The 19,844-nt window shown below is 46.5% G+C and carries 20 protein-coding genes; 9 read left to right on the plus strand and 11 right to left on the minus strand.

All coding sequences use genetic code 11. The features are described from left to right. Positions 1-98: 98 nt before the first annotated feature. Both NYE58_RS29885 and NYE58_RS29890 read right to left on the minus strand, forming a co-directional pair. Positions 99-305, minus strand: a complete 207-nt coding sequence (locus NYE58_RS29885) for a recombinase family protein (protein ID WP_341003761.1) — start codon at positions 303-305, stop codon at positions 99-101. 236 nt (positions 306-541) lie between these two features. Continuing rightward, positions 542-766, minus strand: a complete 225-nt coding sequence (locus tag NYE58_RS29890) for a helix-turn-helix domain-containing protein (protein ID WP_019908812.1) — start codon at positions 764-766, stop codon at positions 542-544. Positions 767-981: 215 nt separating this feature from the next. Here NYE58_RS29890 and NYE58_RS29895 point away from each other — a divergent pair, with 215 nt between their 5' ends. The 8 genes from NYE58_RS29895 (at position 982) to nagA (ending at position 10,361) form a co-directional block, all read left to right on the plus strand. Further along, positions 982-1,149 carry a hypothetical protein gene (locus NYE58_RS29895; protein WP_169744806.1) on the plus strand — a complete coding sequence of 56 codons (168 nt, stop codon included), beginning with the start codon at positions 982-984 and terminating at the stop codon, positions 1,147-1,149. Positions 1,150-2,101: 952 nt separating this feature from the next. After that, positions 2,102-2,989 (plus strand): iron uptake system protein EfeO, encoded by an 888-nt coding sequence (efeO, locus tag NYE58_RS29900; RefSeq protein WP_076219327.1) that lies wholly within the window; start codon positions 2,102-2,104, stop codon positions 2,987-2,989. Between the two features lie 5 nt (positions 2,990-2,994). Beyond that, on the plus strand, positions 2,995-4,332 hold the full coding sequence (efeB, locus tag NYE58_RS29905; RefSeq protein ID WP_076219326.1) for an iron uptake transporter deferrochelatase/peroxidase subunit: 1,338 nt from the start codon (positions 2,995-2,997) through the stop codon (positions 4,330-4,332). A 238-nt stretch (positions 4,333-4,570) separates the two neighbouring features. Continuing rightward, positions 4,571-6,175, plus strand: coding sequence for an FTR1 family iron permease (locus tag NYE58_RS29910; protein ID WP_341003762.1), 1,605 nt, complete (start codon positions 4,571-4,573; stop codon positions 6,173-6,175). A gap of 197 nt (positions 6,176-6,372) precedes the next feature. Then, positions 6,373-7,353: a LacI family DNA-binding transcriptional regulator gene (locus NYE58_RS29915; protein ID WP_076130419.1), complete on the plus strand. Its 981-nt coding sequence runs from the start codon at positions 6,373-6,375 to the stop codon at positions 7,351-7,353. 229 nt (positions 7,354-7,582) lie between these two features. Further along, complete coding sequence (locus NYE58_RS29920) at positions 7,583-8,461, plus strand: MurR/RpiR family transcriptional regulator (RefSeq protein ID WP_076277634.1); 879 nt, start codon at positions 7,583-7,585, stop codon at positions 8,459-8,461. Further along, on the plus strand, positions 8,461-9,189 hold the full coding sequence (gene nagB, locus NYE58_RS29925) for a glucosamine-6-phosphate deaminase (RefSeq protein WP_076130421.1): 729 nt from the start codon (positions 8,461-8,463) through the stop codon (positions 9,187-9,189). Before NYE58_RS29920 ends, nagB begins: the two co-directional genes overlap by 1 nt. Next, complete coding sequence (gene nagA / locus NYE58_RS29930; RefSeq protein WP_341003763.1) at positions 9,177-10,361, plus strand: N-acetylglucosamine-6-phosphate deacetylase; 1,185 nt, start codon at positions 9,177-9,179, stop codon at positions 10,359-10,361. The genes nagB and nagA overlap by 13 nt, the downstream gene beginning before the upstream one ends. 81 nt (positions 10,362-10,442) lie before the next feature. On the opposite strand, the gene NYE58_RS29935 is transcribed toward nagA, so the two are convergent. After that, positions 10,443-11,486 carry a YhcN/YlaJ family sporulation lipoprotein gene (locus NYE58_RS29935; RefSeq protein WP_341003764.1) on the minus strand — a complete coding sequence of 348 codons (1,044 nt, stop codon included), beginning with the start codon at positions 11,484-11,486 and terminating at the stop codon, positions 10,443-10,445. 201 nt (positions 11,487-11,687) lie between these two features. Between NYE58_RS29935 and NYE58_RS29940 the strand changes: the two genes are divergently transcribed. Continuing rightward, positions 11,688-12,755: a glycosyltransferase family 4 protein gene (locus tag NYE58_RS29940; RefSeq protein WP_076219322.1), complete on the plus strand. Its 1,068-nt coding sequence runs from the start codon at positions 11,688-11,690 to the stop codon at positions 12,753-12,755. Between the two features lie 76 nt (positions 12,756-12,831). Here NYE58_RS29940 and NYE58_RS29945 read toward each other — a convergent pair whose 3' ends face one another. The 8 genes from NYE58_RS29945 to wecB are packed head-to-tail and all read right to left on the minus strand — an operon-like array spanning position 12,832 to position 19,790. Beyond that, positions 12,832-13,869, minus strand: a complete 1,038-nt coding sequence (locus NYE58_RS29945) for a glycosyltransferase family 4 protein (RefSeq protein ID WP_076141521.1) — start codon at positions 13,867-13,869, stop codon at positions 12,832-12,834. Beyond that, positions 13,866-14,588 carry a glycosyltransferase family 2 protein gene (locus NYE58_RS29950; RefSeq protein WP_076141520.1) on the minus strand — a complete coding sequence of 241 codons (723 nt, stop codon included), beginning with the start codon at positions 14,586-14,588 and terminating at the stop codon, positions 13,866-13,868. Before NYE58_RS29950 ends, NYE58_RS29945 begins: the two co-directional genes overlap by 4 nt. A gap of 33 nt (positions 14,589-14,621) precedes the next feature. After that, positions 14,622-15,197 carry a class I SAM-dependent methyltransferase gene (locus NYE58_RS29955; protein ID WP_076277638.1) on the minus strand — a complete coding sequence of 192 codons (576 nt, stop codon included), beginning with the start codon at positions 15,195-15,197 and terminating at the stop codon, positions 14,622-14,624. 5 nt (positions 15,198-15,202) lie between these two features. Next, a complete protein-coding gene (locus tag NYE58_RS29960) occupies positions 15,203-15,919 on the minus strand; it encodes a glycosyltransferase (RefSeq protein ID WP_076134235.1) in 717 nt (238 codons plus the stop codon). Then, positions 15,916-16,887 carry an NAD-dependent epimerase/dehydratase family protein gene (locus tag NYE58_RS29965; RefSeq protein ID WP_341003766.1) on the minus strand — a complete coding sequence of 324 codons (972 nt, stop codon included), beginning with the start codon at positions 16,885-16,887 and terminating at the stop codon, positions 15,916-15,918. Before NYE58_RS29965 ends, NYE58_RS29960 begins: the two co-directional genes overlap by 4 nt. Further along, the gene (locus NYE58_RS29970) at positions 16,884-17,723 is read right to left on the minus strand and encodes a dTDP-4-dehydrorhamnose reductase family protein (RefSeq protein ID WP_076130430.1); all 840 of its coding nucleotides are present in this window, start codon (positions 17,721-17,723) and stop codon (positions 16,884-16,886) included. Before NYE58_RS29970 ends, NYE58_RS29965 begins: the two co-directional genes overlap by 4 nt. Continuing rightward, positions 17,720-18,706 (minus strand): polysaccharide biosynthesis protein, encoded by a 987-nt coding sequence (locus NYE58_RS29975; RefSeq protein WP_036679704.1) that lies wholly within the window; start codon positions 18,704-18,706, stop codon positions 17,720-17,722. Before NYE58_RS29975 ends, NYE58_RS29970 begins: the two co-directional genes overlap by 4 nt. After that, entirely contained in the window at positions 18,696-19,790 is a 1,095-nt protein-coding gene (gene wecB, locus NYE58_RS29980; protein ID WP_076103696.1) for a non-hydrolyzing UDP-N-acetylglucosamine 2-epimerase, read from the minus strand. Before wecB ends, NYE58_RS29975 begins: the two co-directional genes overlap by 11 nt. Between the last annotated feature and the right edge of the window lie 54 nt (positions 19,791-19,844).

Consider the following 19,844-nt stretch of genomic DNA (forward strand, 5'->3'; position numbering starts at 1 on the left):
TCCAATTATAAGATGCAGAATAGCGGAATCACTCTCCATATGTAAAGTAATTCCGCTTATTTTGTATACGCAATGAAATTCGAAGGGATTTTTAAAAGTTATTTTTCAATTAAACTGCCAGTTAGAGACTTTTTCACTTCGTATTTACCAAACATATTCTGGCCTGTGTATACCTCATTAGTGAGAATCCCCTGAATAGTGGTAATTCCCCAGACTCCTCCTTTTGGAGATAGAATCTCCATCTCTTCATCGAAGGCGTTTCTAAAGCAGTCCCGTCTCCAAGCTAACTTAGTAGTATAATCCACATAAATACCGTTTATACATAGCTCCAAAAAAAAGGAACGAGCACCCTATAGGCAATTCACGAAATCTTTCATGTTTTTAAAGACGAAGTTCTATCAAAAGAGCGTTTAGATTTTCACAGAAGAAGGGAACAGCACAGCGACATCACGTGTCGCTCTTTCCTTCACAACAAAAAACCTTCCCACACCCCTAAGGGTGGAGAAGGCTTAAACGCGTCACTTCTGAAGACATTGGCCAGCTATATTTTCAGCTCCCCAAGCTTGATCAGCTCGACAACCGCTTGTGAACGGCCTTTAACGTTTAATTTTTGCATTACATTGGAAATGTGGTTTCGAACTGTTTTTTCGCTGATAAATAATAAGCCAGCGATATCACGAGTCGTTTTGTCCTGCACGAGAAGCTCAAAAACTTCGCGCTCACGATGAGTCAACAGAAATTTGCTGTGGTGTTCGTTCCCCTTCAATGGTGTCACCCCTCCTTGCCCTGGGTTTGTTTGGTATAACAAGGTAAAGGGATACAGTCAAAACATATTATGTAGTGTTGATGTTAATGGTGCTGTCACAATTATAAAATGGGCTTAGTTCATTCAAATGCAAAAGCCTGAAATTTTCATGAATAAGAACATCTTTTTTCAGGGCAAACTACGGTTTGTTGTTCCTTATTAAAGGAGGTGTATGTATGAGCCATTCAAAAAACAATCAACCTACCAAAGCAGAAGTACAAACAACGAAATTAAACAAATTACCACTCGTAGGTAAATTCGAACCTGAATTTTCTGCAGAGGAAGCTGCAGAAGTGTTCGAAAACCAACCCTCTGCAGATCATGAATCCCATAATGAACGATAAAAAGCGGATGACGCTTTGATCTTATTCTTAAGCAGATCAAACCTTCAAAGAATGGAACTGTCACATTAACAGCTTAATTAACTATAAATGAGACGGTTCCCTTCATTTAAACATCGTAAACGACTTAGAGCAGCGATTCGCCATTAATGGGAATCGCTGCTTTATGTTGTAGGCTGTTGGCTGCCCGCTCCAATAGTGTATTCACCAGCCCCAACTGAGGCTTTCGGACCCAAATGGCGTTATTTGCAAATTTATCGCCTTTTAAGCGAAGTTTCGGACTCCAGTGACGCTATTCCTTAGAAACAGACTCATATTCGGTACTTTTCAAGCCAATAGCGACTATGCGGTCCGATAGCGACTCAAATATCGAATAATGCTGCATGTAGTGTCATCTGGGTCCTTTAGTTACTGCTTATGCGCAAAAGTTTGCTGGGGCGGTTACTGCTGCGTGCGCGCAATGGTTCGCTGGTTCGACGGGTCCGCTGCCCGCTTCAATAGTCTATTCACCGCCCCTACTGAGGCTTTCGGACCCAGATGGCGTTATTTATCAAATTTATCGCCTTTTGAGCAAAGTTGCGGACTCCAGTGACGCTATTCCTTAGAAACAAGCTCATATAGGGTACTTTCGAAGCCAATAGCGACTATGCGGTCCGATAGCGGCTCAAATATCGAATAATGCTGCATTTAGTGTCATCTGGGTCCTTTAGTTACTGCGTATGCGCAAAAGTTCGCGGGGTCGGTTACTATTCTGCTTTTTAAATTGTAATCGGATACATTACTGGATACATTACTACAAACCATACTCCCGACCCTGGGAGTTTTTTGTCGTGTAATTATTACAATGAGATACATCACATTTTTATATTGACAGTAATTGTATACGGACTTATGATAAGTCCAGCATAATTGATAACGATTATCATTTAGATATAAAAAAAGGGGTGTTTTTTTAATGAAATTTACTTATGCTGTGCCTGCAAGTCTACTTGCGGCCTCCATACTGTTCACTGGATGTGCCAATAACAACAACTCTACAAATACTGCTGCCAACAGCACTACAGCCACCAACGCACCGACGACTGCTGCAGCTACCAACACACCAGAGACTGCCACCGCTGACTTCACGTCAGCTATAGATCAATATCGCACATACGTCATCCAGCAATGTGATGAATTTGTGAAGCAAACAGAGAGTTTCACCAACGCTGTAAAAGAGGACAAGATTGATGAGGCTAAGGCGCTATACGCTCCTGCCCGCATGTATTATGAACGGATTGAGCCTATTGCAGAAGCACTTGGTGACTTGGACCCAAATATCGATGCCCGGGAAAATGATGTAGATGCGGCAGAATGGCGCGGTTTCCACAAGCTTGAGAAAGCACTCTGGCAGGACAATACAACTAAAGACATGACAGAAGTTGCTGACCAATTGCTGAAAGATGCACAGCTGCTGCGTGCGAAAGTTGAGACCGTTGAGATCAACGCGAATCTGCTCGTAACTGGTGCTGTTGAGCTTTTAAATGAGGTCTCCTCCTCAAAAGTAACCGGAGAGGAAGAACGTTACTCGCACACAGACCTGTATGATTTCGTCGCAAACGTTGAGGGTGCGCAAAAGATATACGAGCTGTTAAAACCAGAACTAGCTAAAAAAGATGCCGATCTTGAAAAAACCATTGGTGAACGATTCGCTGCCTTGCAAGCTGAGCTTGCCCCTTTCAAATCTGGAGATGGATATGTTTCCTATGAAGAGCTGAAAGAAGATGAAGTACGTAAACTGAGTCAGAATTTGGACGCCTTGGCTGAGCCATTGTCCAATATGGGAACTATTCTAGGAGTGTGACCCTCATGAATAAACATAACAAGTTCACTGGAGTACCAGGTAATCCTGAAAGTCCCCCTCTTAATGATCAATCGAAGAATGAGCCTATATTTGGTAAAAAATTAAGCCGCCGCGATATGCTGCGGCTTACTGGCGCCACTGGCCTTGGTCTTTTGTTAGGGGGCGGAGGTGTCGGTGGAATTATGGCTGCGCGTAATGCTGTAGCTGAGCCAACGAAGGCCGCAGAAGGTGATTCCAGTTCCATTCCTTTTTATGGGAGCCATCAGGCGGGGATTTTGACACCTGCACAGAACTTTATTTATTTTGCTGCCTTTGATTTCACCACAACCAAACTGGCCGATGTGAAAAAACTAATGCAAGCATGGACCACTGCCGCTGCCGCTCTTACTACTGGCGAGCTTATTGGTGACGTAAATGACAACCCTAATCTTCCACCCTCAGACACCGGGGAAGCGGACGGGCTAAACCCTGCACGGTGTACGCTGACCTTTGGTGTTGGTCCTTCCTTTTTTGATGAAAGATTCGGCTTAGCTTCGAAACGCCCAGCCCTATTGGCCGATCTTCCGGCATTTGCGGGTGACAATCTTGATCCGAAATGGTGTGGCGGGGATATTTGTGTGCAAGCCTGTGCGGATGATCTGCAGGTCGCATTCCATGCGATCCGCAATCTGGCGCGTATCGCCCGGGGGACTGCTGTACTGCGCTGGACACAGGAAGGTTTTCAACGCACTGGAGCAGCGGATCCCAAGGGGGCTACGCCACGCAATCTTTTGGGTTTCAAAGACGGCACGGGCAATCCCGATACTACCGATAACGCTGAAATGAACAAAGTGGTCTGGAACAGCAGCAGTGACGGTCCCTCTTGGATGAGCGGCGGCACTTATATGGCGGTACGCCGGGTGCGTCTGCGTATTGAAGTCTGGGATCGGTCTTCGCTAAGTGATCAGGAGGCTACCTTCGGGCGTTATCGTCACACCGGAGCTCCACTCGGAGCTAAGGATGAATTCGATGATCTGGATCTTTCAGCTGCGGACGCTTCCGGGAAACCTGTCATTCCGGTGAATTCACATTCCGCATTGGCGCATGGTGACGGTACAGTCAAAATGCTGCGCCGCTCCTATTCTTTTTCCAGCGGTTTGGACGTCACCACGGGCCAGCTTGATGCAGGTTTGTTATTCATTAGCTTTCAACGTGATTTAATGAAACAATTCGTTGCCATTCAGCAGCGCCTCTCTAAGACTGATCTTTTGAACGAATATATGACTCACACCGGCAGCGCTGTATTTGCCTGCTTCCCCGGTGTCCGCAGAGGCGGCTTTATCGGGGAAACACTACTAAGCTAAATTTATGGCTGTCCATTATTGAAGGGGGATTATCCCGATGTTATCTCTTACGCATCCTAAACGGCAAATGCCAAAGGTTGCCTTGCTGATTCTGTTTGGCTTTTTGTGTATGCTTTTGCTCTCCAGCCCCGCGGGGGCGGAGGGCGATGGCACGGTCGACGAGCTCCTGCCGCCGGTCGGCAGCGCACTCGTCGAAGCCGGCCAGAGCCGCTGGGACGCGGCCGCGGCCGATGTAGAAGTGTTCGCTGCGCTGTGGCGCACCGCGAACACAGGCACGCCGGACCCGGCACTCGCTGGTCCGGCTGCTGCCGTTGACGCCGCGCTTGCAGACGCGGCGAAAGCCCTTGCGGCGGGCGGCGGCGAGCCCGCCAAAACCGCACTGTCCACGCTCGCGAGAAGCGTGGACGCGTACGTCACCGCCGCCTCCGGCACGGTCGGCGGTGACACCAGAGCCGCCGGACGCGAGACGGCGGCGAAGCTTTTGCCCGCGGCGGAACGCACGCGGGATGCGGCGCGCAGCGCCGACTGGAGCGCGGCAGCGGCAGCGTACCGCGACATCGTCAGCGGATGGAAGCCGGCGGAGCGCAACATCCGGGCGGACGATTCCGCCGTCTACAGCCTGCTGGAGACGCGAATAAGCCTGCTGCGGATTGCGCTGCAGGCTGAACCGCTTCGCGAGGCATCGGCGAAATCGGAAGCAGAAGCTCTGTATCAACTGCTGGCTGATTACAGTGAAGGCAAAACCATTGACGCTGGGGATACTTCCAGTGAACCAGCTTCTATAGAGGGACTAATCAGCTACCTGAACAAAGCATCCTCCGCTGCCAAAGACAATAACAGCACAGAAGCCGCTAACATCATGGAGCAATTCATCGTAGCCTGGCCTTCTGCCGAAGGGCAAGTCCAGATCGCCTCACCAACAGTCTACAACAATATCGAAAATGAGAGTGCGGCTGTCACAGGTTACCTGCTCTCAAATCCGCCTAAACTGGATCAAGCTTTAACCATCATGAACAATATGCTTAGCGAACTAACGCCTTTGGCTGGTGAAACCACTTATAATGCTTGGGATGCCGCTTTGATTCTCTTGCGCGAAGGGCTTGAGGCTATTCTCGTCTTGTCAGCTCTTCTTGCTTACCTGAAACGTGATGGGAACGCCAAAGCGCAAAAATGGATCTGGTCCGGTGCAGCTGTCGGCCTCATCGCAAGTATCGGATTGGCTGTTGTGCTCACTTATACCATTTCTCGGGCAGCTTCCGGGGGAGCACGGGAGATGATTGAAGGAATTACTGGTCTTGTCGCAGTAGTTATGATGCTCACAATCGGACGCTGGTTACATAGCAAATCAAACACTGCAAATTGGAACAACTACGTGGGTAGGCAAGTTGATGGCGCGCTGGCCAAAGGAAACCTTTGGTCACTGTCCTCCGTTGCAGCGCTTGCTATTTTACGTGAAGGTGCAGAAACTACAATTTTTTATGTGGGCATGGCTCCATCCATCAAGCTGTCTCAATTACTGCTTGGGATTGGATGTGCTCTGATTATTCTTGGTATTGTAGGTTATGCAATTATTGCCTTGAGTGCAAAATTACCGATTGCCGCCTTCTTCCGTACAGCTACAATTCTAATTTATTACCTAGTATTCCGCTTTCTTGGGGAGAGCATTCACTCGCTTCAGGTTGCCGGCAAACTTCCTGCACATGCACAAGAGGGCTTGCCTTCAATCAACTGGCTTGGCATGTATCCCACTTGGGAAACCTTGCTTCCACAGCTGCTTGTCCTGTTGTTTATTGTGTGGGAGCTGTTTCGGAACAGATCGCCAAAGGCTTCACGAACAGCTTAGTTTTATTAATACAATAGATATACCGGTCCGTCACGCCCTTGTGGTTACGCCGGTTTAGTCCGGTAATCTCTTGCATTTACAGTCTAATTTATGAAATGGATTCCATAGCAAGCTTTTTATTTGGAAGGTAATTTGCGGACAATATGATAAAATAAAATGACTATACACAAGCACAAAAGGGAGGCTGTTGTACTCTAATGGCTAATATTAAAGAAATTGCCCGTATGGCTGGTGTTTCCGTGACAACAGTCTCGCGGGTGCTCAATAATCACCCTTATGTAAGTGAAGTCAAACGAACCGCAGTCCTAAATACTATTGAAAAATTAAACTACACGCGTAATATGAACGCCGTGCATCTGATCACTGGGCGGACTCAAGCTATAGCTGTTATTATTCCGTATACCAACTTATTTTATTTCTCAGTCATTATTGCAGGCTTGGCTCAAGAAGCACTGCTGGCTCAATACCGGCTCGTTCTCTGCCAAACCGATTATCGTACGGAAGAAGAAATTAAGGTGCTTGAGATGCTGCGGAACAAAGAAATTGACGGTGTAGTTATGGTCTCTTCAACAATGAGCTCAGAAGCTATTGAAGAATATACAGCTTATGGTCCTATTGTGGTATGTCAGGATAGGGGAGAACGCCAATTTTCTTCTGTATATATTGAGCATTATTCTGCTTTTCGCAGTGGCCTTCAATATTTGAATGATAAAGGTTACCGCCATATTGGCTACTGTGAAGGAAGACCACACGGCAGCAGCAGCTCTATCCGCCAAATTGCCTTTAGAGACTTTCTAGAAGCTACAGATCAGCCTTACAATGATGAATGGATGATCTATAACTGTCTGACCGAAGAGGATGGTGCCCGCGTACTTCACCAACTGCTGCAGATGAAGAATCGTCCTGATGCCCTGATTATTTCAGCAGGCGATCATATAGCGGCTGGTTTAATCATCGAAGCTTGGAAAAAGGGTATCCGCATTCCTGAAGATTTGGCCGTCATTGGATTTGATGATCAGCCTATCGGCCGAACGTTAGGTCTGACCACTGTAGATAATCAGTTAACTGAAATGGGCATATCCGCTTTTCGGATTATCTATGATCAGATCCAGCGAAATGATGGACAACCCGTTCACCGCAAGCTTGAGTACCGTATTATAGAACGCAATACAGTATAGTATCCTTTTCATCTTATATCTCAGTAATTACATCATTTTAACGGTCCACTTTGCAGCCTTCTGCGAGTAGACCGTTTTTTATTTTTGCATATTCCCCTTTAGTATTCATTTTTATCCCTTGCTTCCGAATGGAAATTGTTTTATCCTAAATATGAAAATAATTTTCTGAATTCAGTTAATAATCATAAAAATAATTTCAATACCCCATTGAAACGAGGTGGATGAATGGATGTCCCCAATACTGCATGCACTCGAGCATGAGAAGGCCAAGCTCTCTCAAATGGAACGAAAGCTGGCTGAACGAATTCTCTCCTCACCAGGCGAAATCGTTCATATGGGCATTACAGAATTAGCAGAACAATGCGGAATAAGCCCGGCAACGATCACACGTTTCTGTAAGGTGCTTCATTTTAAAGGCTTTCCGGATTTCAAGGTGAAGCTGGCAGCAGAAATTGCTCATAGTGATGCCGCGCCGCAGGATGGTGGCTCTTCTTATCAAGATATTGTAGCCGGCAACCCACTCTCCGTGATTGTGGAAGCGATGCAGACGAACCATCTGACCTCCATCCGGGATACTACCTCACTGTTAGATCTGGAGCGATTGCAGGCAGCAGTTCATTTATTGTGCCAAGCACGCCGCGTTGATCTATACGGGATGGCGACCTCTTCCATTGTCGCTCAGGATTTCTATCAGAAGCTGATCCGCATAGGCGTAAATTGTACTGCTTTTGCTGATTCCCATATGCAGATTACCTCTGCTTCATCACTCTCCAAAGGTGATGTCGTATTTGCAGTATCCTATTCGGGAGAGACTCCCGAGACCATTGATGCCTTGATGTGTGCGAAGGCTAGCGGAGCAAGCACTATCGCACTAACCTCTTATGGCAGCAGCACCTTGGCTACTCTGGCGGATATCCCCCTATTCTCCTCATCTTTGGAGAAAGGCATGCGCCGGGGAGACATGGCCTCACGCATAGCTCAGCTTCACATCATTGATATTTTGTTCACTGGAATGGTCAGCACCCGTTTTGGGGATTTTATTCCTAGACTGGAGCAATCTTATCTCAATGTCCAACAATACCGAAACAAACGAGGAGGACAATCCTAATGAATATTCTAAAGTTCCATAGTGATGAAGATTTCGTACAAACGGGTGCGAATCTTATTGCCAGCCTGTTGCAAAGCAATCCTAAAGCCGTGCTCGGTCTTGCGACCGGAAGCTCCCCAGTTGGGGTTTATGCCAAATTGGTTGAAATGCACCAAAAAGGACTTGTGAGTTTCTCTAAAGCAACTTCCTTTAATCTGGATGAGTATATCGGCTTGCCTGTCGACCATCCACAAAGCTATCGCAGTTTCATGAACGAGCAATTATTTAACCATATAGATATTGATCCAGGACAGACACATATCCCTAACGGAAACGCAGCGGATATGGAAGCAGAATGCCTTGCATACGATAAAATGCTGGAAGAAAACGGACCCGTTGACTTGCAGATTCTCGGTATTGGCAGCAACGGCCACATTGGATTCAACGAACCCGATGCTAACCTCAGCAGCAAAACCCATGTCGTCGACCTGCTTGAAGATACCCGGGAAGCAAATGCTAGATTCTTTGACAGTTTGGATGAGGTCCCTCGGCAAGCGATCACAATGGGCATTGGAGGCATCCTAAAAGCACGCCAAATCCTCTTATTAGTTCGTGGTGCCGGCAAAGCTGAAGCTATCCGCAATGCTGTTGAAGGCCCGATTACAACCCAATGCCCTGCATCCTTGCTGCAGAGCCATCCAAATGTAATCGTTCTCGTAGATGAAGGAGCAGGCAAATGGCTGAAATAAATAAAGAACTAGAACAGTTGCTGTTCGGTAAGGTACTGACTCCCCAAGGTTTAATTGAGCACGGTGTGATTGCTGTATCTGGAGAGCAGATCCACTATGCTGGCGATGCGGCTTGGCTTCCAGAGCGTTACGCGCATTGGCCTGCCAGTGGTCAAGCAACGGAACTTCTGATCCCCGGATTTGTAGATGTACATGTTCATGGTGGAGCTGGCCACGACTTTATGTACAGTGATACTGAATCGCTGAATGCCATCACTAAGTTCCATAGTTCCCAAGGAACAACAACAATGCTGGCTACAACCATGACCGCTTCCAAGTCTGCTATTGACCAAGTATTCTCCGAAGTCAGCGCTTATCGCGCTGCTGAAATGCCTTACACACAAATCGCAGGCATGCATTTGGAAGGACCCTTCATCAGCCCGAAATGGTCCGGCGCACAAAATCCAGAGCATATTGTTCCTGCCAATATTGAGTGGCTAGCACAATGGGAGAACGATTATCCAGGAATGATCCGGCAAGTCACGCTTGCTCCGGAACGTGAAGGTGCCCTCGAAGCTATTCTCTGGCTGCGCAAGCACGGTATAACTGCAGCGCTCGGGCATACGGATGCCTCCTTTGAAGAGGTTATTGCCGCAGCAGATGCTGGACTTAACCAAGCCGTGCATATGTTCAATGCGATGACACCCCTACATCACCGTAAGCCTGGAGCGGCTGGAGCTATTTTGTTCGATAAGCGCATTCGCGCAGAGATTATAGCCGACGGGATTCATGTTCATCCCGCAGCCATTTCTATATTGACCCGTCTCAAGAAAGAGAACAATTTATTACTGATTACTGATGCCATGTCTGCAACTGGACTTAGTGATGGTGAATATACAATCGGTGATTTACCTGTACTCGTTCAAGATGGCATCGCTACCCTTAAAGATAATCCTGCTGCTCTAGCTGGAAGCACACTAACGATGATTCGCGGCTTCCGTTATCTGATCCAAGAGGTAGGACTCAGCTTGGAAGAGGCCTCCCGCGCTGCAAGCCTTACGCCAGCGGCGTCCATTGGAATGGAACGAAGCATTGGCTCCTTGGAGGCTGGAAAACGCGGCGATATCCTACGCCTTGATGCTGAATTTAATATTCGCGGCGTATGGATCGGCGGACGTCCAATCACCACTTAATAAAATTAGCTCCAAACAAAAAAGCAACAATTCTCTCCAGATGGTGAGATTGTTGCTTTTTTATTTAGATCACAAAAATCATTAATAATTACGAGTTGGGAAAATTCGTTCAACCATGGTGCGGAATTCATCCACAAATCCTTTTATCGGATGACCGGCACGAGCCTCTTCAGCATAAACATTGGCGCGTTCCACGAAGTCAGGATTTGCTGATACGTATACATCCTTAATTCTCGCATCATGTTTTTTAACTTCTGCAGCAATTTTATCTTTAATTGCTTTGGTAACTGTTTCTGTTTCTCTTGTATTTATGGTGTTATTTGTGTTATTCGTGCTATTGGTGTTATACATATGCGTCGAATTACTTCTGTAATTCGTATCATGGGTACTAGGAGTGGTACTGCGCATGCCCATTCCCATTCCAGTTCCCATACCTTTTCCTATCCCCATATCTACATCATGTTTCGAGCCATTGCTGTTCAGCAGAGGACCATTATTATAAGTATGGTTTCTTGTCGTACCTGTACCTGTTCCTGTACCTGTACCTGTTCCTGTTCCTGTCCCCAACATACCCGCTCCCAAATTACCCATGCCATTGATTCCATTTCTAGTTGCCGGTCCAGTACTTGTTGTACCAGGAACTGTATTTACAGTACCTTTTAAGGCTCCGTTCATACCATTGGTTACGGCTCCAGTATCATTCATTCCATCACGGCCAATTTTCACTCTTCCTGTACCAGACATTACGCCAGTCGGTCCGTAATTGTGAGGAGTGGTTGAGGATTTTGCCCGATACGATGGAGTCCCTTTGGCACGCAGGCCAGCAGTTGCATCATTTAAAGTTACTGCTACATACGCGCTTTTTCCTGCAAGCATTACATTCGCTGAACGGACTTCAGGCATTGCAGCAATCCGGTCTGCAAGCTCCTGACTAACTTCCATCTTAGTGATGTTATGCGTGCCACCGCGTACGGAATTCACACCAATACGCCCATCATTTACTCCCCGGACACTATTGGTTTGCACATTCGATTTTTCTGCCGTATTGGTTCCACACCCTGTAATACTCACCAAGCCGAGAAGCAATGCAGCTGAGACTGACATACTGATCTTGGATCGCAACATGAATTCATCCTCCATCTCTAATGTTGTATGTGTGCAGTGTACGATCGTTAGGATGACCTTCTGAAGAACAAGCTATCCTGAAAGGATTTGGAACTATGCCGCTTTGACCGTCACCCGCGAGTGCAGATCGGCGTATCTTATAAACAGTAAGCCATATCTCAACAAGTCGGTATTACTCCGCAAAAGTCAGGAGGCTTGTGCATGAAAGTTCTATTTACGTTTTATGTACCGAGTGGCGGGGTGGAGACATTAAATAAGCTGCGATGTGAAAGTCTCCAGCGAAGTGGGATCGAATGCCATGTTTTATATCTAATGCCGGGTTCAGGCCAGAATACGACCAATTTTCCGGTATTTGTCTCATCTTCAGATGAAGAAATTAAAAATTTGCTGGAGACCCATAATTACGATGCCATTATTGTTACATCTGATTATTTATTACTGAAACGTCTGCGTGAACTCGGTTACCGCGGTATTATGATATACGAATCTCAAGGCCTTGGAAAACGCAGTCATGCGGAAACTCTGATCAGAGATGCCGTCCCTTATTTACGTTCTTATTGTAATGCAGTACTAATCCCGCCAACCGATCATTTATTGGAGCTTTTTATTGAAATCTGTCCCTGGCTGCATCGTTATGTAATTCCGAATATTGTTGATGTCCAGTCCTTTCAGCATATCCCTGCTGAACCTCCCGCTAATCCGGTTATCGCTTGGGTAGGCCGGCTAGAGAGCAATAAAAATTGGCGGGAATATTTGAGAATCGCCCATGAAATTCGCCTTTATAAACCAGATATTCATTTGTGGATGTTCCATGATCCTAATTTAGCCGCAGAGGATCAGAAACAATCCTTTCAGGAGGAGCTACACGCCCTAGGGCTGAATGATCGTCTAAGTACTTTTACCAATATTCCTAATCATGTAATGCCCATTTATTATTCCTCGATCGCTAATTCGGGTGGATTCCTGTTAGCTACCTCCATTACAGAAGGATTTGGATATGCTGTTGCCGAAGCGATTTGCTGCACTTGTCCAGTACTTAGTACAGATTCCGATGGTGTCAGATCCTTTATTGTTCATAATGTCACGGGTAAATTTTACCCGCTTGGCAATATTCCAACTGCCGTCAACGAAGGACTGGAGCTTATGAACAATATTCCTCTGCGAGAGGGTCTCCGCCAGCAAGGAAGAGGATATATGGTCTCACGCTTCGGAACCGAGAAGTATGCGCAATCTTTTCGTGAAATGATGAATTCCTATGCCATCTTCTAACCGATATCATGCAAAAAAACCTTCAAGCCACTTCTCACGTGGTATTGAAGGTTTTTTATATTTTAAGGACATATTATTAAGAGTTCCTCGCTACGATCTCAAACAGTGCATTCTGAAACAATTGTGTGCTTTTTTCCCAAGTGAAATGCTGTGAATCCTGCTCCCCCTTACGAGCCAGCCGCTGGCGTAAATCCGGGTCTTTAATTAAGGTTATGATATCATCCGCGAGCCGATTCTCAAACCGGTAGGACATTAAGCAGTTATGGCCATGCCTGCCATATTCCATATTCCCACCGGAGTAAACAGTAACGAGTGCTGCTCCACAACGCATAGCCTCGATGCCTGGTAGCGATCCCGTATCATACGTACTTGAGCTTACAAAAATATCGCTCTCACTATAATGGTAACAAAGCTCAGTATCATTTGCAGGAGTCCTTATATGATATCGTTCGTCCGCTAATAAAGTTTGCAGGGTAGTCGACTCAGCAAATTCACCAGGAGGAATAATCAAATAAAGTTCAACTTCTGGATGAAGTCTTCTGACCCGATTTAACTGTTCAAGCAAATAGTCTTGTTCACGATGGCCTGAGAATCCACCCTCTGGCTTTCGCATAACCGCGGAAACTACAAGCTTATTTTCAGGTTCACGAATGTTCAAATTTCTAAAAACAGGATTCACACCAATGGGCACGATTGTCCCCTTAATCCCATGATTCATCTGGACGATTTCTTGCTGCCAACGGGATAGTACAAGCAGATTGCTGGTTAAACTATAGGATGCAAAAGAACGGCTATTGTCAGGTAAAAAAGTGGGCTCGTAGCAAAGCGCTAAACGAATATGAATCCCTTTTCCCTCATTACTTGCCTGCTGCGATACCTCGACTGTGGTATAAAAGTTGGAGACAATCACGTCCCCCACTGGAAAATCGCTGGCCGACAAATCACCATCTGCCGCATAACGCAATTCACAATTTATCTCGTATTCAACGACACCATCGCTGGGCAAGAGGATCGTAATTTCATGACCGATCTCTGACAGACGATTAGCCAGTTCTGCCAGCATCCGTTGTGCTCCGCCCCTAGATAGAGTTAGAACAGGAAATATTAATTTCATTCCCCTCTCTCCTTTAGCAGCAGATGCGATAGAACCCCATGATGGTTTGCTTGTACCTGTTCTATCTCTCTTTTCTGCGCCTCACTATAAATCACTGAGCCCATCTCTTGATGCACTCGATAATCAAGCTGCGGATACTCAATATAAGACCAGCTAAAATGCGGTAAAATACGCAGCCATAAATCATAGTCTTGAGTATATAACAACATTTCATCGAACGTTCCTACAGCACGAAATATATCCATATGAAGAAGAACTGTACTCCCATTCACCGGACAACCCAACATCATAGTCTCAATAAAATGGGCTCTGCTGCTAAAAAGCATACTTACCGTATCTGAGATCCGTTCTCCCTGCTCATTTATATAATAATAGGCTGTATAGTTAAACAAAGTACCCGTACTTTTGAGCTTTTCTATTTGGTTTTTGATTTTATCCGGGTGAAATTGATCATCTGCACTGAGCCAGGCAAAATACGTTCCGGTAGCCACTTCTATCCCTTTGTTCAAAGCAGAAGCCGTCCCTCCATTACTCTTTTGTATATAAATGATTCTGTCACGGAAGGGGGCCAACTTCTCCAGCCATAGGGTAGAACCGTCATCGACTACAATAAGTTCTATATTCGGATAGCTTTGATCCAAGACACTTTGGATGGCGAGATCCACATACGAACAGTTATAAAATGGGATGATCACCGATACTTTAGGTTCTTCACTCATACGCGCTCACCTCCTTCACCCGGAGCTCAACTTTTATACTGTTTTACAAGCAAGCAGGGCATCTACTGGTGCATGGCCCTCCCCGAATGCTTCACGAAACGATGGGTTTTGGGCATGATGGAAACCTTTAAGTACCGTTACCTCATACCCAAGTGCAATAAAATCCTCCGGCTCCCACCCGCTCCGATGCTTTTGATAATGCTCTCCCTGCAAATGATAATGATCCATACCCTCCTGTGGAAAAAAGCCCCGAGGGGTAAATACAACTACTCGGTTATTGGCGATTCTTTCGGCCATCCCTAGCAGAGTCTTCGCTTCATTTTTATTAAAGTGCTCTATTGAATCAATAAAGGTAACCGCTGAAAATGTTTTGGGGAGGAATAATTTATCCATATGACTGGCATCTGCATGTACCGGAATAATATGAGGTGACTTATATTGACGATGCAGCAGGTACGGCCTGTGAATTTCTAATCCAAGCACTACTGCGGCTTCATATCGTTCAAGCAGGGTACCGGTGCCGCTGCCGATATCCAGAATACTCTGGCAGAATTTCAACTGTTCCAGTAAGACTGGCAGAAAGTCATTCACTTCAATTTCCCGGTACATTACCTTCAGCCCCCCATAGAAGAAATCAAGTGCTGCAGCGAATTTTTGTAGCGGGCATTGGTCGCAGCTGCCTCTGCCATAATTACATCAAAATATTTGATCGTTCCCATGCCCTCATGCGTCCGGTAAGCAGTGAGGGATTGATTCAACATCACCGGTGGATATCCGTTTAGAATGGCGCGGAACCATAAGTCATAATCATGGGTGTAAGGAAGTGATTCATCAAAAAGTCCGATGGCTCCAAACACCTCTCGTTTAAACATCACCGTACAGCCATTAATGGGATTACCGTGTAAAAAACAACGTAAGTAATCCAGGTGACTAGGAAACAATGGCGCAGCATTCAGCTGAACCAGCTGCGATTGAGCGTTAATATAATTAAAGTTGGTATAGGAGATTAACAAGTGGTTCTGCTCCATGAACAGAACCTGATTGTTGATCTTATCCCGATAAAATAAATCATCCGAGCTAAGCCAGACCACATAGTCCCCCGTTGCATTCAATATGCCGTGATTCAGTGCGGAGGCGGTTCCCCCATTGCCTTTGCCCAAATAATGAATTCGGGAAAGATACGGTGTAATTAGATTGCTATGAGCATGTGAGCCGTCATCGACAATAATGATTTCGTAAGGTTCCCAAGACTGGGAGAACGCACTTTGCAGGGCATGCTCAATATAAGGACAATTATAAAAAGGAATCACTACCGAAACCTTCGGTCTCATAACAACCTCCCCTCCCCGCTAACTCGGTAATAATTCAAAATATCCATTAACGATTGGCTAAGTCCAATTTCCGGACGCCAGCCCAGTGAAGTCACATCAGCCTCAGGGGTTGATGCTTCTGAACGAACCTGCTTATCTGCAGTGGCTGCGATCTCTGAAATAGCCCGTTCAGCATCTGCGGGTCCCCAGTCCATTGGCACTGGACCTACAGAATGACTGAGCAGCTGCTCCGCGATCTCCCCGAGTTCCCGCTGCTTCCCCGAATCGATGCGATAGATGGTTCCATTTGTACCTTTACGCAAAATGTAATCATAAGCTCTAACGGCATCTCTTACATCTAAAAAATCACGCAGCGCATAACGAGAAGAGAGCTTAAATGGAGGTATTTCCTCTTCTGGCTGGCCTTCACTTCGGACAATGTGCTGTGCTAATAAAGAGCAGAAGCCGGTGGAAGGACCGGGACCAATCAGATTACAGGGCTCAGCCAGCAGAACCGGCTGTTTAAATAAGGTGCCCCAAGCGAGGGACACCAGCTCTTCTATTGTTTTGCTAAGACTGTACGGGTGTGGTGGCCCAGCCACCACACCCGGTTTGAACTTAAGTCTGGAGCCTGCCACTAGAATCCGACTGCTCGGCAGGCTTCGCATGGCCTCTAGTAAATATAAAGTGGCCATCACATTGGTCTCCATATAAAGCAAGGGATTAAGCCATGACTCGGGTACGGAGTTCTTCCCAGCCAAATGAAGGACAGCGTCCGGTATAGTTTGCTTGATCATCTCAGCTACTGCTTTCCGGTCACTTAAATCACAAATATATATCTTTACTCCTTCTGGAAAAAGAGTGGAGGCAGCTGTTGATTGCGGCCGCAATACAGCGATAACCTCAGCCCCTCCTGCCGAAAATAATCGAACGGCATGTTGCCCGGTAAATCCACCGGCTCCGGTAATCAGAAGTCTTTGACCTGTCATAAATACATCTCTGACTGTTTCATCCAGTCAGCCAGTTCCTGCAGCATTAAAGGATATGAAGGCAGCGGCAAGAGGACATCCGCTCTTGTATTCACTAGTGTACGATCCTGAATATGTTCATCCTCAGGGATGATCTCCACATTTTCTTTATGAAAAGCCGCCTGAATATGCTGAAGCAGCTCATATTTACTTACCGGCTCTGGATGCGCTAAATGGATCAGCCCCGATACGGGGGAATCCAGCATTACATCCACTGCTTTGGCTAATTGGAGCGTTGTGACCCCGTTCCACATCACCCGCCGGTATCCTGAAACTTTACCACTCTGCGCCAGGAACCAATCCATCAGACCAATACCGCCTGAGCGGATTTCGGGACCAATAATGGAAGTGCGAATCGTAAGATGCCCGGGTTTTTGCACCTCACCGAGACTTTTCGAAATTGCATATACAGAGGTTCCATCAGGAGCATCCTCTTCGGTGTACCCTCCGCGTGTTCCTTCGAACACGCAGTCGGTACTGATATGGATGAGCCTTGCCTGAACATCCTCTGCCTTTCGCCACAAGTGATGAGGGAGAAAGCCATTCACGTGGTAAGCCCCAATTTTGTCACGCTCCGCGAATTGATTGAGAACCCCCATTGCATTGATAATGCAATGAGGGGAAACGATATCGACCAGCTTCTCAACTCCGGCTATATCGTTCGCATCTACATACAGCCCGCCAAGATCGCTCTTATCCCGGGTTGTATGGAAGACGTGATGCTTGCCCTGGCGGCGAAAATAATCCGCCAGCATATGCCCCGCCATACCGTTTCCACCTAGGATAAGCAGCTTCATTGCAGGAACCCTCCCCGGATCAAGATGCTTTTGATCTCTTCCCGATCCATCAGATTCGTCTCTGAACTGAAGCTATTGAAAGAGACATGAGGATAAGCGCTATAATGTGCCTTTAATTCCGGCATGTTCAGCGTAGGGAGAATTACTAGATACTGTTCATCGTAGACAACGGTAGTTAAGCTTTCGAAATCGCTCATCAAAATCTCGTGGATTTTCTCCCCCGGACGAATCCCGGTCTCGACAATACTCACATTGGACTCTCCGGAAGCTTCAATCAGCACCTCAGCAAGATCGATAATTCGGCAGGTAGGCATAGTCATGACGAAGATTTCTCCACCCAAGCTAACCTCAGAAGCTTTAAATAATAACGTAATAGCATCGCGTAGGGTAAAAAAGAAACGGGTCATTTTCATATCCGTAATGCGTACCTGACCCTTATCCTTAATCTGCTTCATGAACAAATGCACTACGCTGCCGTTCGTTCCGAGCACATTACCTCCGCGTACAGTAACGAACCGGGTGTTTGAGCCAATCAGATTGGCATAAACGAACAATTTTTCCCCGATCGCTTTGGTCATTCCATAGAAGTTGGATGGGTTCGCAGCCTTATCGGTAGAGATGTAAATTGCTTTCTCAACGCCATTTACAATGGCAGCTTCGATCACATTTTGAGTTCCCACTACATTGGTTTTGAGTGCTTCATAAGGCTGATCTTCACAGACTGGAACATGTTTGAGCGCCGCCAGATGAAAGATATAATCAACGCCACGGCAGGCTGCAATCAGCGCATCCTTGTCACGGATATCGCCAATGATAAAGCTGAGACGTTGATCTTCAAACTCCCGGCTCATCGCCACTTGAGCGGATTCACTGCGGGAGAATACGATGATTTCCTTAGGATTTTGTGGCAGAAGTTGCCTAATCAGTTCATGCCCCCAGGAACCAGTTCCGCCTGTGACCACAATCCTTTTATTATTGAACATGCAGGTTCCCTCCAAGCAAGAATTTAACTACCTTGACCGAAACATCCGGAGTCATGTATCCTTCCGGTGCCTCCCAATCCCGATTGAGCGCCGTCATCAGCTTGACGCTGCGCAGAATACTTTTCTGATCTACACCTGAGACTACATTGCTGCCACAATCCACTGTTTCTGGACGTTCCGTCGTTCTGCGAATCGTAACTGTTGGCACTTTCATCAAGCAGCATTCCTCCTGTACAGTCCCGCTGTCGGTGATGGCACATAAGGCGTGCTGTTCCAAATAGACAAAATCAAAAAATCCGAAAGGTTCATGAAATTCAACTAGTGGGTTCATTGGAAGGGAAAATTGCTCGGTAAGTTTGGAGCGAGTGCGAGGATGAATGCTGCATATTAAACGAATTCCAAAATGCTCAGCCACTGCGTTTAGACCCGACATAATTTGTACAAGGGACTCTGGATCATCTACATTCTCAGCACGGTGGGCCGTGACTAGGAAATACTGTCCTGAGGTAAGCTTCAGCTGTTCCAGAATGTCGCTAGTCTGGATTTTGTGCTCAAAATGGGTCATGACCTCATGGATCGGATTTCCTGTTAACACGATACGCCTGCTGGGGAAACCTTCGCTGATTAGATGTCTTTTGCTCTGCTGCGTATAAGGCATATTAATGGTCGAAACGGCGTCGATGACACGGCGGTTTTTCTCTTCTGGTACTTGGAGGTCATAGCAGCGGTTGCCCGCTTCCATATGCACCACCGGAATTCCCATACGTTCAGCCAAAATCGCGCATAACGCGCTGTTCGTATCGCCCAGAAGCAAGACGCGATCTGGCTGTTCTTTTAGTAAAATACTTTCTAACCCTCCGAACATGGCGGCAAGCTGGCCGCCTAGTCCTGCTTGTTTATCCTGCAGCACATAATCCGGTGCCCGCAGTCCCAGCTCAGCAAAGAAAATGCCGCTGAGACTGGCGGTGAAGTTCTGGCCTGTATGCACCAGAATGTGCCGCTCAGCATGTTCGTCGAGAAGCGGAATGATTACACTGAGGCGAATGATTTCAGGCCTCGTGCCTAAAATCGTCATGATCTTCATGAGTTCACTCCCCTGCCTGTTTAATTATGGTCTGACTTGCTCAGTCAGCGGATT

It is taken from the genome of Paenibacillus sp. FSL L8-0708 (assembly GCF_038009325.1).
GTDB classification, from domain to species: domain Bacteria; phylum Bacillota; class Bacilli; order Paenibacillales; family Paenibacillaceae; genus Paenibacillus_AQ; species Paenibacillus_AQ odorifer.